This window comes from Rhizobium sp. UBA1881 (assembly GCF_002338015.1).
Classification (GTDB): Bacteria; Pseudomonadota; Alphaproteobacteria; order Rhizobiales; family Rhizobiaceae; genus Rhizobium.
The window spans coordinates 1-13,576 of sequence record NZ_DDHH01000059.1; the positions used below are offsets into that span (position 1 = coordinate 1).

Consider the following 13,576-nt stretch of genomic DNA (forward strand, 5'->3'; position numbering starts at 1 on the left):
GACACCGCGTCATATGGGCGCGGTGCGGCGATTTCGCAAGGATGGCGGGCCGCTTCTAACGAATCAGAAGAGCCGTCGCGTAGAGGCCGAAGCCGAAGACGGTGTGGGCGACGAGGCCGAGGAAGCGGACCTTGTTGGCGTTCGGCGTCTTGGACGCCGCCCAGCCGATGCCGAGGCCCGGCTGCAGCAGGAACCAGCCGCCGGCGATGGTGACGATGCCCCAGATCAGGGCGGGCAGGAAGGTCGGCGCGACGAGCCAGTAAGGGCCGGTCAGGATCACCAGCATGATGCCGTAGATGATGCCGACGGCGTAGTGGAAGACCCAGCCGAGCGCGACTTCATGCTTATAGGGCTCGGCCTTGCCGATATCGTCGTGGAAGACCGTGCCCTTGGCGAAGAGGTGCCAGAGCCAGCGGCCGGGCGGTCCCCAGTTCGGTATTGCGCCCTTGGCAAGCGCGATCGACCAGATGTCCATGAGAATGGTGGCGCCGATGCCGATGGCGATCGAACGCCAGAGAAGATCAAACATATCAAATCCATAATGATGCTGCTCGCCGGGCTCCTCCCGCAGCGCGCAATGGGTGACAAGGGGATGACGGGAGATCAGGCGGGGTTGTTTTCGTTCTCCTCCGCCGGGCGGATACGCAGTCTGGTGATGCGGTTCTTGTCGCGTTTCATGACGATGAAGCGCTTGCCGTAGAAGGTGAAGGCCTGGCGCTCTTCGGGAATGGTCATGGATTCGTGGATGACGAGACCGGCGATCGTCGTCGCTTCCTCGTCGGGCAGCTGCCAGTCGAGCGCGCGGTTGAGGTCACGGATCGGCACGTTGCCATCGACCACCACCGAGCCATCCGCCTCCTGGCGCACGCCCTGCATCTCGATGTCGTGCTCGTCGGAGATATCGCCGACGATCTCCTCCAAGATGTCTTCGAGCGTGACGATGCCCTGCACCTCGCCATATTCGTCAACCACGACGGCGAAATGCTGCTTGCGACGCAGGAAGGCGTTGAGCTGTGCCTCGAGGTTGGTGCTGTCAGGCACGAACCAGGGCTTCTGGGCGATCTTGATGATGTCGAGCTGTTCGGGCTCGGCGTTGCGCTCGGCGAGCGCTCTGAGCAGGTCCTTGGAATGCACGACGCCGATGATGTTGTCGGTCGTGCCGCGCCAGAGCGGCATGCGGGTGAAGGGGCTGTCGAGAATGGTGCGCACGACAACCTCCGGCGGATCGTCGGCATTGATGCAGCGCATGGCCATGCGGTGGACCATGATGTCGGAGAGCTCGAGTTCGCCGAGATCGAGCACGCCGCCGAGGCGGTCGCGGTCGGCCTTCACCACCGATCCCTCGCGATGCAAAAGATCGACGGCGCCGCGCAGCTCCTCGTGCGCCGACAGCATGGAGACTTCGCGCGACAGGTTGATGCCGAAGCGGGCGAGGATCCAGCGGACGATGAGGTTGACGAAGGAGGAGACCGGGCCGACGATGAAGACGAAGGCCTTGACGGCCTTGGCGACGGCGAGCGCGAAACGTTCGGGGATCGAGATCGCCCAGCTCTTCGGCAGCACTTCGGCGAAGATGACGAGAATGACCGTCATCGCAAGTGTCGCGAGCGCCACGCCGGAGTTGCCGAACAGGCCGAGAAAGACGCTGGTGGCGATCGAGGACGAGAGGATGTTGGCGAGATTGTTGCCGATCAGGAGCGCGCCGATCAGCCGGTCGCGGCGCTCGATCAGTTCGCGCACGATGCCGGCGCGTTCTTCGCCGTTGGCCTCAAGCGTATGGATGCGGCTGCGCGATACGGCGGTCAGCGCCGTCTCGGAGCCGGAGAAGAAGGCGGACATGAGGACGAGGGCCACGATGGAAACGATTTCCGGCCAATATGCGGAAAGAAATGCCAGCGTGCCTTCGAGGGTCATTGCGGGTGTTTTTCCTTGAGGAAGCTCAATACTTCGGATGCCGGCACGTCGTTTGCGACGAAGGACTGGCCGATGCCGCGAGTGAGGATGAAGGTGAGCTTGCCGCCCTTGACCTTCTTGTCCTGGGCGATCGCGTCCATCAGCACTTCGGCCGGCGGCAGCGTGCCTGGAATCTGCGACATGCGGGTCGGGAGGCCGACTTCTTTCAGGTGATGCTCGACGCGCTTTGCGTCATCAGGGCTTGCAAGGTTCATGCGGGCCGAGAATTCGTGGGCGAGCACCATGCCGATCGCGACGCCTTCGCCATGGACGAGCCGGCTGCTGTCGTAAGCGGTCGCGGCTTCCAGCGCGTGGCCGAAGGTGTGGCCGAGATTGAGCAGGGCGCGCTGGCCGTTTTCATGCTCGTCGGCGACGACCACGTCCGATTTCGCCTGGCAGCTTGCTGCAATCGCCTCGATGCGGGCGGCGCCGCCGGAGAAGACGGACTGCCAGTTTTTCTCCAGCCAACCGAAGAAATCGGGCTTGTCGATCAGGCCGTATTTGGCGACTTCGGCGTAACCGGCGCGGAATTCGCGCTCGGAGAGCGTGTTCAGCACATCGCTATCGGCGAGCACGAGGTCGGGCTGGTGGAAGACGCCGATCAGGTTCTTGCCGTGGCGGCTGTTGATGCCGGTCTTGCCGCCGACGGAACTGTCGACCTGCGACAGCAGCGATGTCGGGATCTGCACGAAGCGCACGCCACGTCTGACAATGCCGGCCACGAAGCCGGAGAGGTCGCCGATGACGCCGCCGCCGAGCGCGATCACGCAATCGTTACGCTCGACGCGGGCTTCCAGAACCTTGTCGCAGGCGGTGATCAGGTGCTCGAAGCTCTTGGTCTTTTCGCCGGCCGGCAAGACCAGCGAAGACGAAGCGATGCCAGAGGCCGTCAGGCTCTCGACGAGGGCGCTCAGATAAAGCGGCGCGACGTTCTCGTCGGTGATGATGGCGGCCTTGCGGCCCTTGAGGCGGGCGGCGATCTCGGCGCCGGCACGTGCGATCAGGCCGGGGCCGATCAGGATGTCGTAGGCGCGGTCGCCCAGCGGCACGTGAACCTTGCATTCGGCAGAGGCGGCAATCGCATTCATCAGGCTGCACTTTCGGTTCTGCTGTCGATCACGGCTTTCAGCACTTCGTCGGCCATCACTTCCTTGCGCACATCGCGCGACAAGACGGTGAGGTCTGCCTGCTCGTAGATCGGGTATCTTGCGTTCATCAGGTTTTCGAGCGTCTGCTTGGGATTTTCGGTCTTCAGCAGCGGGCGGGTGTCGCGCTTGTTGACGCGCTCCCAGAGCACGTCGAGATCGGCCTTCAGCCAGACCGACAGGCCGCCTCGCTTGATATGCTTGCGGGTGCGGTCGTTGATGAAGGCGCCGCCGCCGGTGGAGACGAGACGCGGCCCGCCCTTCAGCAGCCGCTTCATCACCCGTCCCTCGAGCGCGCGGAACTCGTCCTCGCCATAGGCTGCGAAAAGCTCGCTGATCGACATGCGCGACACGCGCTCGATTTCCGCATCGCTATCGATGAAAGGGATGCCCAGCTGGGTGGCGACGATGCGGCCCACCGACGACTTGCCGGCGCCCATCAGACCAACGAGGATCAGATTGCGCGAACCGAGCGCAGCACGAGCTCTGTCCCTCAGGCTATCGGCAACGATCAGAACTGGGTCGTTCATTGGTCCATTCACACTTTGTTTGCGAACGGTATCAACAAATGCAGGTGTAGCGTCAAGTCAGAGGTAAGGGAATCATGGTTCAAAAGCTGCTTCTTGCACTTGCAAACGCGCTTCTTCATAAAGAAGCAAAGCCATGGAGTTGTTGAATGCCGAGCCTGTTTCGATTTCTCGCCATATTGGCGGTCATCGCCGGAGCGATATACGGAACGATGTGGGCGCTCGTGACTTTCGTCGAGCCGAAGGAGCGCGACGTGACGATCCGCATTCCATCCGAGCGGATCAACCCGCCCGCCACCGGCGCGATCAGCCCGGCGAAGAAGTGACGCGATGAGGGATCTCAGCCGCGTTCAGGTCGAGTCCTTTCTCGAAATGATGAGTGCCGAGCGGGGTGCCGCGGCCAATACGCTTTCCTCCTACGAGCGCGATCTCGACGACCTGCATTCCTTCCTGAACGGCAGAAGCGTGCGGCTGACCGAGGCCGCCTCCGCCGATCTCTCGGCCTATCTGGCTTCGCTTGCCGCGCAGGGCTTCAAGCCCTCGTCGCAGGCGAGGCGGCTGGCGGCGATGCGGCAGTTCTACAAGTTCCTTTACGCCGAGGGACTGCGCACCGACGATCCGACCGGCATTCTCGACGCGCCGAAGAAGGGGCGGGCGCTGCCGAAGACGATGGGCGTCGACGAAGTCGGACGACTGCTGGAAAAGGCCGAGGAGGAGGCGCAGGACGAGGCGCCGGGGCAATTGCAGCGGTTGCGCATGCTGGCGCTCCTGGAGCTGCTTTACGCCACCGGCATGCGCGTCAGCGAGCTGGTGTCGCTTCCCGCCCGCGTGCTCGATCAGGAAGGGCGCTTCCTGATTATTCGCGGCAAGGGCAACAAGGAGCGGCTGGTGCCGCTGTCGCAATCGGCGATCGCAGCGCTGAAGCTTTATGGCCGGATGCTGGCTGAAGAGGCGGCGAAAGCCGAAAATCCACAGGAAAGCCCGTGGTTGTTTCCGGCGGCTTCGAAAGAGGGGTATCTCGCCCGGCAAGTCTTTGCCCGCGACCTCAAGAACCTGGCGATCCGGGCGGGGCTGACACCATCGATGATCTCGCCGCACGTGATGCGGCACGCCTTTGCCAGCCATCTGCTGGCCAACGGCGCCGATCTGCGCGTGGTGCAGGAACTGCTTGGCCATTCGGACATTTCCACCACGCAAATCTACACGCATGTGCTGGAAGAAAGGCTCCAGCAACTGGTCCAAACGCATCACCCCCTTGCCAAACAGGCGAAAAAGCAGGATTAGGACCGGCGACAAGGGCAGCCAAAAGACAAATGCCCCGGGCACAAGGAACGGAAACGCACCTCATGCACAATTATCTCGACTTCGAAAAGCCGATCTCCGACCTCGAAGGCAAGATCATCGAATTGAAGAAGATTGCCTCGGAAGACGAGAGCATCGACACATCCGATGAAATCGGCAGGCTCGAAGTTCGTGTTCGCGAAGCGACGGTCGAAATCTATTCGAAGCTCAACGCCTGGCAGAAGACCCAGGTCGCGCGTCATCCGCAGCGGCCGCACTTCGTCGATTATGCCAAGACGCTGTTCCAGGAATTCACGCCGCTCGCCGGCGACCGCAAGTTTTCCGAGGACGCCGCGATCCAGGCGGGTCTCGCGCGCTTCCGCGGCCAGCCTGTTGCCGTCATCGGCCAGGAAAAGGGCAACGACACGAAGAGCCGCCTGAAGCACAATTTCGGCAGCGCGCGCCCCGAGGGCTACCGCAAGGCGATCCGCGTGCTCGAGATGGCCGACCGCTTCGGTCTGCCCGTCATCACGCTGGTCGATACGGCAGGCGCCTATCCCGGCGTCGGCGCCGAAGAGCGCGGCCAGGCGGAAGCCATCGCCCGCTCGACGGAAATGTGCCTCGGCCTCAAGGTTCCGATCATCTCCGTCGTCATCGGCGAAGGCGGTTCGGGCGGTGCTATCGCGATCGCCACCGGCAACCGGGTCTACATGCTCGAGCATGCGATCTACAGCGTGATCTCGCCTGAAGGTGCGGCCTCCATCCTGTGGCGCGATTCCGCGCGCGCCAAGGAAGCGGCCACCAACATGAAGATCACCTCGGACGACCTGAAGGCGCTCGGGATCATCGACGGCATCATCGGTGAGCCGCTCGGCGGCGCGCATCGCGATCCTGATAGCGTGATCGCGTCGACCGGCGATGTGATTGCCAATGCGCTCGGCGAAATGGCGAGCCGCACCGGCGAGCAGATCCGCAACGATCGTCGCCAGAAGTTCCTGAACATGGGTCGCAACCTCTAACAAGGATGCGAAGCAGGCTTGGGGGAGGCCGCGGATTGCGGCCAAACCTTGGCCACATTAGTGTTATCAATAGCTTTTGTGCTTGCGGGGGTCGTGGGTGCGCGGCATGGTCGTTAAGGTTTTATAAACCAGATTGGGCCAATGATTCGCTTCACTTCGAACCCGTTCAACGGATTGGGTCGCATCTCGTAATTGGGCTAGATTGAATGCGCTTTCGTCATTTTGCCTATGTTTCCCTGATGGCGCTGGCCTTGGCCGGCTGCAACGACGCGTTGGAAACCACGCAGATCGACCTCTCCAAGGTCAAGAACAAGGTCGAACAGCCGCTTCCGCCGCGCATCCTCAACGAAATGGCCGCGAAGAGCATGGATCGCAATTCGCCGATCCTGATCCGCATCTTCAAGGAAGAAGGCCAGCTCGAGATCTGGAAGGCGAAGACGGACAACCGTTACGACAAGATCGCCAGCTACAAGATCTGCGCCTGGTCGGGCCGTCTCGGTCCCAAGGTGAAACAGGGTGACCGGCAGGCGCCGGAAGGTTTCTACAACCTGACCAAGGCGAACCTGAACCCGAACTCGAAATATTATCTCGCCATCAATACCGGCTTTCCGAACCGCTATGACGCCGCCAACGGCCGCACCGGCACGGATCTGATGATCCATGGCGCATGCTCGTCGTCGGGCTGCTATTCGATGACGGACGAGCAGGTGCTCGAGATTTACGCATTCGCGCGCGACGCCTTCAAGGGCGGCCAGACCGGCGTGCAGCTGCAGGCCTTTCCGTTCCGGATGACGGCCGAGAACATGTTCAAGCACCGGATGAACGAGAACTTCGACTTCTGGAAGATGCTGAAGGTCGGCTACGACAATTTCGAAGTCACCAAGCGTCCGCCGGAAGTGAATTTCTGCGAGAAGAAATACGTCTTCAACCAGCAGTCTTCGGGCGCGTTCAATCCCGGCGGCAAGTGCCCCGAGATGTCGACGCCGCCGGCGTTGACGGCGGCACTCGCCTCCTACGACAAGACCTATGAGCTGGCCTACACCAAGGCGTCGAAGGAATTCGACGGCATGGCGTGGTACGATCCGTCGGAAGCCGAGCGCAAGGCCGTCGTTGCCAAGCAGCGCAAGGGCCGCGAACTCGCCTATGCGCCGACCGGCACGTCGCTCGAAGCCGGCAAGATGATGAAGGTCGCCGATCTCGAAGGGATGGCTGCCGCCAAGACTGCGACCACGGTTGCGGCCAATACGGTGACCGGCTCGACACCTTCAGATGCCACCGCTGGCGTGAAGACGGCCGATGCCGCGATCGTCAACCCGGCATCCGTGCCGGTGCCGACGCCGAACCCGATGGAATCCGCTCCGACCACCGCGACGGCGTTCGCACCGGTCGAGCAGCCTGAATCGGTCGAGGTCGCCTCCAAGAAGCCGTTCTGGAAGTTCTGGGGCCGGGACTGATCAGGGCGTGAGCGCCATTTCCTATGATCTGCGCGGGCTGAAATGCCCGCTGCCCGTCATCAAGACACGCAAGAAGATGTCGTCGCTGCCATCAGGCGCGACGATCCGTGTCGAGACGACCGATCCCCTGGCGGGGATCGATATTCCGCATTTCTGCCATGAGGATGGTCACGAGTTGATCGAGACCGAGAAGACCGAGAGCGGTCACCGTTTCCTGATCCGCAAGCGATAGCTCTAAAAACGCATTCCAGCGGAATGGCTAAAAGCGCATTCCTGGGATGGCCAGCGGGTTGTCGTTGAGGGCCGTGCGGTCGGCGGTGTCGATGCGCGGCTTGCCGAGGAAGGCGTCGAACAGGTCCTTGACGAAGGCTTCCGGCAGATCCTTGGTGATCAGCACCATGCGGGTGCGCCGGTCCTGAGGATCCGGCCAGGCCGGCAGCCGGATCGGCGGGTGGAAGATGCTCTGCACGCCATGCAGCACCAGTGGCCGGTCGGGACGATCCGACATCGCGACGATCGCCTTCATCCGCAACAGCTTTTCGCCGTGCGCCGAGCGCAGGAGATCGACGAACATGTCGAGCGCCATCGGGTCGATCGGCTTTTCCTCGACGATCGAGAAGGAGCGGATCGAGGCGTCGTGACGGTTCACGTCGTGCGCGTGCTGATGGTCGTGGTGATGATGATCATGATGGTGATGCCCATGATCGTGGTCGTGGTGATCGTGATGATGATGGCCGTGATCGTGCCCATGGTGATCATGACCGTGATCGTGGGCGTCTTCGTCACGCAGCCAGCGGCCGACATCGGCGCTCTTGGTGGCGGGATCGTAAATGCCGTTGACGAGGGTCGCGGCGGTGCCGGTGGCGGCGTCGTCGACATCCATCAGCGCGGCGCGCGGGTTGAGCGCGCGCAGGCGGGCTTCAAGCTTCTCCAGGACTGCCGGGGTAGCCAGCGTCTTCTTCGAGATGATCAGGCGATCGGCCACGGCGGCCTGCTTGACGGCTTCCACGTGGTTGTCGAGCGTCTGCAGCCCGTTGGCGGCATCGACGACGGTGACGACGCCATCGAGCGAGAAGCTTTCGGCGATAACAGGATTGCCCATGATCGCCTGCATGACCGGCGCCGGATCGGCAAGGCCCGTGGTCTCGACGACGACGCGCTTCACTGGCTTGACGCGGCCGGTCTGGATGGCGTCCATCAGGTTGGCGAGCGTATCGACCAGTTCACCGCGCACGGTGCAGCACAGGCAGCCATCCGACAGCTCGATGATCGCGTCGCCGGAGCTTTCGACCAATAGATGATCGATGCCGACATCGCCGAATTCGTTGATGATCACGGCCGCATCCTTCATGGCCGGATCCTTGAGGATGCGGTTCAGAAGGGTCGATTTGCCCGCGCCGAGAAAGCCGGTGAGGATGGTGACCGGAATGCGATCCGCAACTGCGCTCATGCTTGTATGCCTTGGATATATTTACGCCTTAGAGGTCTGTAAGCCTTAGAAGCCAGAGGTGGGGCGCGGTGTCGGGATCGGCACGTTTGCGATATCGCCGACGCCATCGGCCGTCGCCAGCTTGTCGGGCTGCGGGTCGTTCTGGCCGGGGATCAGGCCGGCATAGACGAAGTTCGGCTCGTGATCCATTTCCTGGATATAGGGCGAATGGATCTTCATGCGGCCGACCTCGTCGCGCGTTTCGCTGCGGATCTTGGCGCCCTTGGCGCTGCAGATCTCGGCCGTGAGATCGGCGACTTCCTGCGTTTCGCCATAGGGCTTCAGCGAGCCCAGCGTGTCGGTGCCTGTCGGCTGCGTGGTGAAACCGCGCTGCAGCATGTCGGCCGACGCGTCCGCACGGGCGGCGAGGCTATCGGTGCCGAGCACGACGGAAACCAGCGTGCGGCCGTTGCGCGTCGCCGAGCTGATCTGGTTGAAGCCTGATGCGCAGATGAAGCCGGTCTTCATGCCATCGGCGCCGGCGAAGCGGCCGATCAGCATGTTGATGGCAGGGATGTTCTGCTTGCCTGTCGTGATCCCCTCCAGCGAGAAGTAGCTCGCATATTGCGGGAAATCGCGGCGCAGCGCGACCGACAGGATCGCGAGATCGCGCGCCGTCGTGTACTGGCCCTTGCCGGGCAGGCCGTTTGGATTGACGAAGTGGGTGTCGTTCATGCCGAGCTTGGCGGCTTCGGCGTTCATGCGGAGAACGAAAGCGTCCTGCGTGCCGCCGACTGCTTCGGCGACGGCAACCGCGATATCATTGGCGGACTTGACGATCAGGATCTTCAGCGCGCTGTCGAGCGTCAGCTTCTGGCCCGGCTTGAAATACATCTTGGCCGGCGGCTGGGCGGCGGCGGTCTTGCTCATGACGATCGGCGTATCGACGCTGATCTGGCCGGAGCGGATCGCGTCGAAGGTGGTGTAGATGGTCATCAGCTTTGTGAGCGAGGCCGGATACCACTTGCGGAAGGCATCCTCATGCTCAAGCACGCGGCCGCTCTGCACATCGACCAGGATGTGCGGATTGGCATAGGCGGCGGACGTCGCGGAAAAAGCGATGGCGGCTGCGGAAGCGGCGATGGTGATCGGCCGCAAGGCGGCAAGCAGGCGTTTCTGGCGCGTCGACACGGTTTGTCCTTAAAGATGTCCTGATGTCTCGAAAGTTTCCCCTATTTAACGTATATGGCCATGACATGGCAAAGGTCATTGTCTAACTTATTTGCGAGCCGTGGTATCAATCCCGTTATTGCCGCCGTTTTCGATTTTCAGCAGGGAAGCAAGCATGCCGATTTTGAACAGAGCCGCCGAACTTCAGGACGAAGTGACCGAGTGGCGCCGGCACATTCACGAGCGGCCGGGCCTGCTCTATGCGGTGGAAGAGACGGCCGCCTTCGTGGCCGAGAAGCTCAAGGAATTCGGCGTCGACGAGATCGTCACCGGCATCGGCCGCACCGGCGTGGTCGGCCTTATCAAGGGCAATGGCGCGGGATCGCGCACCATCGGCCTGCGCGCCGACATGGACGCGCTGCCGCTGACCGAGATATCGGGCAAGCCATGGGCATCGAAGATAGCGGGCAAGATGCACGCCTGCGGCCATGACGGGCACACGGCGATGCTGCTCGGAGCCGCGAAGTATCTGGCCGAGACCCGCAATTTCAACGGCAATGTCGCGGTGATCTTCCAGCCGGCGGAAGAAGGTGGCGCCGGCGGCGATCTGATGGTCAAGGACGGCATGATGGAGCGCTTCGGCATCCAGGAAGTCTACGGCATGCACAACATGCCCGGCCTGCCCGTCGGCCATTTCGCCATCCGCAAGGGGCCGATCATGGCCGCGACCGACGAGTTCACCGTCACGGTCAAGGGGCGCGGCGGGCATGCGGCGCAGCCGAATCGCACGATCGACCCGATCGCGATCGGCACGCAGATCATTACCAACCTGCAGATGATCGCATCCCGCAATGTCGATCCGCTGCGCTCGGTCGTGGTGTCGGTCACCAAGTTCAACGCCGGCTTCGCGCATAACGTCATCCCCAACGAGGCGACGTTCGCCGGCACCGTGCGCACGCTCGACGAGGCGGTGCGCGATCTCGCGGAGAAGCGCTTCCGGCAGATCGTTTCCGGCGTGGCCGAAGCGCATGATGCGGTGGCCGATATCCATTTTCAGCGCAACTATCCCGTCACATCCAATCATGCGAGTGAGACGGAGCATGCGACGGCGGTGGCGACGGATATCGCGGGTGTTGGCAACGTCGATGTCGATATCGATCCGATGATGGGCGGCGAGGATTTCTCCTACATGCTGAACGCCCGCCCGGGCGCCTTCATCTTCATCGGCAATGGCGACACCGCCGGCCTGCACAATCCGGCCTACGACTTCAACGACGACGTCATCAGCCACGGCATTTCGTACTGGGTGCGGCTCGCAGAACAGCGTTTGGGCGAATGATCGGCTGATATCGGAGACCCGGGCTGCCCGGGTCTTCCCCACACGCGCGTGACGCGATGGAGCCCGGCCAAGGCCGCGGCAGACGATCGAATGTGCAGGAAAATGGTGTCCACGAGAGGATTCGAACCTCCGACCCCAGGATTAGGAATCCTGTGCTCTATCCTGCTGAGCTACGTGGACAACGTCCCCTGCATAGCTTGACTGTCCCTGTCGATCAATAAGCTTTTGACGACATTCTCCTCTTCGCCATGACCCACCTGTTCAATCCTGTGCTGGTCCGCTCGGTGTCGTGGACACGAGCGATGTCGGGCAAACGCAAATTTTGGGCAGCTGTCTCATCAGGGGACGGTATTGCGTCATGGCGGCACAGGGTCATGTTGCGATGCAAAACTCGCGTTAACAGTGAGATTTATTAGTTTTGCACAACCATAGAAAGAGCAAGCTCTCGTCACTGTTGTGATCCATGTTCGGGACATCACTGCCCCAGTTTCATGCGATCGCGAGGCCATTTGTCCCAATTCAAGGCGAAAACATCCGCGCCGTTCCTGATTTCCGCCGTCTCGTCCGTGCGGGGCACGTTGATTGGGATCGGAATGACGAGCTGCTTCATCAACATCCTGGCACTGACAGGCTCGTTCTTCATGCTGCAGGTCTATGACCGCGTCATTCCCGCCCGCAGCCTCCCGACGCTTGTCGGGCTCGGCATCATCACGCTGACGCTCTTCGCCTTCCTGGGGCTGCTCGAACTGTTGCGCTCACTGGTGCTGGCGCGGCTGGGGCAGTCGGTCGACGAGCGTTTCGGGCCGATCGTCTTCCGCTCCTTCGCCACCGCGCCGTCGCGGCGCAGCGTCGAGGAAAACGGGCTGCAGCCGATGCGCGATATCGACATGGTGCGCGGCTTTCTCTCCGGGCCGGGGCCGACGGCGCTGTTCGATCTTCCGTGGATGCCGTTCTATCTCGGCCTCTGCTTCCTGTTTCATGTCTGGATCGGGTCGGTCGCGCTGGCGGGGGCGCTTGTTCTCGTTGGCCTGACCATCATTGCCGAAGTCCGCACCCGGGCGCCGACGCAGGCTGCAGCCAGGATCGGGCTGGAGCGGACGGCGCTTGCCGAAGCCACGCGCCGCAATGCCGAGACGGTGGCGTCGATGGGTTTCGCGCGGCGGCTGGAGGAGCGCTGGTCGGCGATCAATCTCCGCTACCGCGACACGCAGTTTAAGGCGACCGGGATCACCGTGTCGCTGTCGACACTGTCGCGCGTCGTGCGGCTTGTGCTGCAGTCGGGCGTGCTGGCCGTCGGGGCCGTTCTCGTCATTCGCCAGGAGGCGACGGGCGGGATCATGATCGCGAGCTCCATCCTGATCAGCCGGGCGTTGGCGCCCGTGGAACTGGCGATCGGCCAGTGGCGGGGTTTTGCGGCGGCGCGTCAGAGCTGGGCGCGGTTGCTTGGGTTGAGCGAGGCGGATGAAGTCAGCGACCCGGACGTGCGGCTGCCTGCGCCGGTCAAAGGGCTGAAGGTGGAGAACCTGCATCTGTCAGCACCCGGTTCGGCCGTCCCGCTGCTGCGCGGCATCTCGTTCGAAGCCAAGGCGGGCGAGGCGATCGGGATCGTCGGGCCGAGCGCATCAGGCAAGTCGTCGCTGGCGCGCGGGCTGGTTGGGATATGGGCGGCGCGCATGGGGGCCGTGCGGCTCGACGATGCGTCGCTGTCGCAATGGGAGCCGGAGGCGCTCGGGCGGCACATCGGTTACCTGCCGCAGGAGGTCGGGCTCTTCGATGGAACGATTGCCGACAACATCGCCCGCTTCGATCCGACGGCCTCGTCGGATGCGGTGATCGCGGCCGCCAGGGCCGCCGGCATTTATGAGATGATCGTGCGGATGCCCGAGGGTTTCGATACCGAGATTGGCGAGGAGGGTGCTGTGCTTTCCGCCGGCCAGCGGCAGCGGCTGGCACTGGCGCGCGCGCTTTACGGCGATCCCTTTCTGGTCGTACTCGACGAGCCGAATGCCAATCTCGACGCCGAGGGCGATGCGGCGCTGACCCGCGCGATCGCGGGCGTGCGTGAGCGCGGCGGCGTGGCGATCGTCATCGCGCACCGGCCGAGCGCGCTTGCGGGTATCGACAAGGTGCTGGTGCTGGCGGACGGCCAGGTGCGTGGCTTCGGGCCGAAGGAAGAAGTGCTTGGCAGGCCGGTGGCCGCCGTGTCGGCGGCATTGTCGCCGGTGCGTTTCGGGCGGGTGAGCGAGGGGAGGGCGGCGC

Annotated in this window: 13 protein-coding genes and 1 tRNA gene; 7 read left to right on the plus strand and 7 right to left on the minus strand. The window is 62.9% G+C overall.

The annotated features are described in order from the left end of the window. Nucleotides 1–55: 55 nt before the first annotated feature. From B3605_RS06960 to B3605_RS06975, 4 genes are all read right to left on the minus strand, one after another. Nucleotides 56–529 (minus strand): DUF2938 domain-containing protein, encoded by a 474-nt coding sequence (locus B3605_RS06960; RefSeq protein WP_112943788.1) that lies wholly within the window; start codon nt 527–529, stop codon nt 56–58. A 74-nt stretch (nt 530–603) separates the two neighbouring features. Continuing rightward, the gene (locus B3605_RS06965; protein WP_018901562.1) at nt 604–1,914 is read right to left on the minus strand and encodes an HlyC/CorC family transporter; all 1,311 of its coding nucleotides are present in this window, start codon (nt 1,912–1,914) and stop codon (nt 604–606) included. Next, complete coding sequence (gene aroB / locus B3605_RS06970) at nt 1,911–3,041, minus strand: 3-dehydroquinate synthase (RefSeq protein ID WP_296433410.1); 1,131 nt, start codon at nt 3,039–3,041, stop codon at nt 1,911–1,913. The genes B3605_RS06965 and aroB overlap by 4 nt, the downstream gene beginning before the upstream one ends. Then, the gene (locus tag B3605_RS06975) at nt 3,041–3,628 is read right to left on the minus strand and encodes a shikimate kinase (protein ID WP_018901564.1); all 588 of its coding nucleotides are present in this window, start codon (nt 3,626–3,628) and stop codon (nt 3,041–3,043) included. The genes aroB and B3605_RS06975 overlap by 1 nt, the downstream gene beginning before the upstream one ends. A 146-nt stretch (nt 3,629–3,774) precedes the next feature. Between B3605_RS06975 and B3605_RS06980 the strand changes: the two genes are divergently transcribed. The 5 genes from B3605_RS06980 (at nt 3,775) to B3605_RS07000 (ending at nt 7,611) form a co-directional block, all read left to right on the plus strand. Further along, entirely contained in the window at nt 3,775–3,951 is a 177-nt protein-coding gene (locus B3605_RS06980) for a hypothetical protein (protein ID WP_018901565.1), read from the plus strand. 4 nt (nt 3,952–3,955) lie between these two features. Further along, complete coding sequence (gene xerD / locus B3605_RS06985) at nt 3,956–4,909, plus strand: site-specific tyrosine recombinase XerD (RefSeq protein ID WP_112943790.1); 954 nt, start codon at nt 3,956–3,958, stop codon at nt 4,907–4,909. A 62-nt stretch (nt 4,910–4,971) separates the two neighbouring features. Beyond that, entirely contained in the window at nt 4,972–5,925 is a 954-nt protein-coding gene (locus B3605_RS06990; protein WP_018901567.1) for an acetyl-CoA carboxylase carboxyltransferase subunit alpha, read from the plus strand. A 206-nt stretch (nt 5,926–6,131) separates the two neighbouring features. Continuing rightward, nucleotides 6,132–7,379, plus strand: a complete 1,248-nt coding sequence (locus B3605_RS06995) for a L,D-transpeptidase family protein (RefSeq protein WP_112943791.1) — start codon at nt 6,132–6,134, stop codon at nt 7,377–7,379. Nucleotides 7,380–7,386: 7 nt separating this feature from the next. Continuing rightward, nucleotides 7,387–7,611, plus strand: a complete 225-nt coding sequence (locus B3605_RS07000; protein ID WP_018901569.1) for a sulfurtransferase TusA family protein — start codon at nt 7,387–7,389, stop codon at nt 7,609–7,611. Between the two features lie 27 nt (nt 7,612–7,638). On the opposite strand, the gene B3605_RS07005 is transcribed toward B3605_RS07000, so the two are convergent. Further along, nucleotides 7,639–8,829, minus strand: a complete 1,191-nt coding sequence (locus B3605_RS07005; RefSeq protein WP_112943792.1) for a CobW family GTP-binding protein — start codon at nt 8,827–8,829, stop codon at nt 7,639–7,641. A gap of 45 nt (nt 8,830–8,874) precedes the next feature. Beyond that, nucleotides 8,875–9,999: a D-alanyl-D-alanine carboxypeptidase family protein gene (locus B3605_RS07010; protein ID WP_112943793.1), complete on the minus strand. Its 1,125-nt coding sequence runs from the start codon at nt 9,997–9,999 to the stop codon at nt 8,875–8,877. A 154-nt stretch (nt 10,000–10,153) separates the two neighbouring features. Here B3605_RS07010 and B3605_RS07015 point away from each other — a divergent pair, with 154 nt between their 5' ends. Next, nucleotides 10,154–11,317 (plus strand): M20 aminoacylase family protein, encoded by a 1,164-nt coding sequence (locus B3605_RS07015; RefSeq protein WP_112943794.1) that lies wholly within the window; start codon nt 10,154–10,156, stop codon nt 11,315–11,317. A 103-nt stretch (nt 11,318–11,420) separates the two neighbouring features. On the opposite strand, the gene B3605_RS07020 is transcribed toward B3605_RS07015, so the two are convergent. After that, nucleotides 11,421–11,497: transfer RNA gene (locus B3605_RS07020), tRNA-Arg, on the minus strand. Between the two features lie 311 nt (nt 11,498–11,808). Between B3605_RS07020 and B3605_RS07025 the strand changes: the two genes are divergently transcribed. Then, the coding region (locus B3605_RS07025; protein WP_296433411.1) for a type I secretion system permease/ATPase at nt 11,809–13,576 on the plus strand (1,768 nt) is incomplete at its 3' end.